The organism is Sporosarcina sp. ACRSL, from assembly GCF_022346605.1.
In the GTDB taxonomy this organism is placed as follows: domain Bacteria; phylum Bacillota; class Bacilli; order Bacillales_A; family Planococcaceae; genus Sporosarcina.
This window is the reverse complement of record NZ_JAKRNT010000030.1, coordinates 1-1,462: the sequence shown is the minus strand read 5'-3', so window position 1 is coordinate 1,462 and position 1,462 is coordinate 1. Positions and strand designations below refer to the sequence as shown.

1 protein-coding gene is annotated in these 1,462 nt (G+C 43.4%); it reads left to right on the top strand.

The window, feature by feature from the left end; all coding sequences use genetic code 11:
* Window positions 1-88: 88 nt before the first annotated feature.
* Window positions 89-1,261, top strand: a complete 1,173-nt coding sequence (locus MHZ92_RS21205) for an IS256 family transposase (protein WP_239433709.1) — start codon at window positions 89-91, stop codon at window positions 1,259-1,261.
* Window positions 1,262-1,462 lie beyond the last annotated feature (201 nt).

The following is a 1,462-nucleotide window of genomic DNA, read 5'->3' as shown; positions in this document are numbered from 1 at the left end:
GGTGACGTACAATAGTCTGTGTAAGCACAAAAAAGATAGGGCATCCTCAAGGTTAATCACTACAAAAACCAAGGAGGATGCACTATCTATGTCTAGTATAATCGATAATCTGTTTTCTAATCAAATGGAGGAGCTAGTCAAACAATTTGTCCAAGACAATCTTGAAACAATCATGAAAGAGGAAATGAAAAACTTCTTCGAAGTTGAACATCCGGAACTGAAGAACAGTAAAAATGGCTATTATTCACGCATGCTGGATACGAGGTATGGCCGGATAGAGGATTTAGCAGTCCCAAGAGATCGGGAAGGACATTTTCGTACTCAGCTCTTCGATCCTTATCAAAGGCGTGAGAGATGGCTGGGCGAAACAGTTATCACGATGTATCAAAATGGATTCAGTACGCGGGAAGTAGGCCAGTTTATCGAAAGAATCCTGGGCGACAGCTATTCGGCTACGACCATCAGTAACATTACAGATGTCGTAATGGAAGATATCCGGGAATGGCAACAACGGCCCCTTCATAATAGATACTCCGTACTTTATTTGGACGGCACATACCTGAAGCTACGTAGGCAGGATGTGGCGAGTGAGGTCGTCTATGTCATTGTCGGAGTCAAGGATAACGGCTATAGGGAAATCGTAGATTTCTTTGTGGGTGGAAATGAAAGCGCTGTGGGCTGGAAGAATATTTTGACCAGTCTTAAAAGCCGTGGGCTTGAAGAAGTATTGCTTGGTGTCTTCGATGGATTATCTGGCCTAGAACAGGCGTTTAAAGAGGTCTATCCACTGGCAGACGTGCAGCGTTGTGTCGTTCATAAAGTGAGAAATGTGATTTCCTCTGTCCGTAAAAAGGATAAGGAGCCTATCATAACTGATCTTAAAAAAGTTTATCGTGCACTTACAAAAGAGGACGCGCTTGCAGCTTTTGAAGAATTCAAAGGGACATGGACAAAAGCGTATCCGAAAGTGGTTGACTCGTGGGAAGAGGATCTGGATGTGCTCTTAACATTCATGGCTTACCCAAAAGTCATTCAAAGCCATATCTATACGACAAATATTATCGAAAGAACGATGAAGGAAATAAAGAAACGTACTAAAACGATGAACAGCCTGCCGAGTGAAAAGGCAGTCGAAAAGATCGTCTATTTAGTCGCGCAAGATTACAACGAAAAGTGGGGTAATAGATTGAGTAATGAATTCGTGTCGGCTCAATCGGTCTTAATGGAAATGTTCGATGATCGGTACGGAAGCAACAAATAACAACTTTACAAAATTACCTTAAGGATGCTTGCACAATTGGCCGCAGATTTGACATGGAGCCTCTGCGGACATGTGAACAGGCCATGGCACCAGCTAACAATTATGCTGGCCTTGCCTGCCAAGGCTAACATGTCCGCCACTCCATGTAAAATCCGCTGAGTTGTCGGCGATTGTGCTTTACACATACTTCTTGACGGTACC

Coding starts and splice junctions, on each gene's coding strand:
- MHZ92_RS21205 (WP_239433709.1), top strand. CDS start 89: ATGTCTAGTATAATCGATAATCTGTTTTCTAATCAAATGGAGGAGCTA.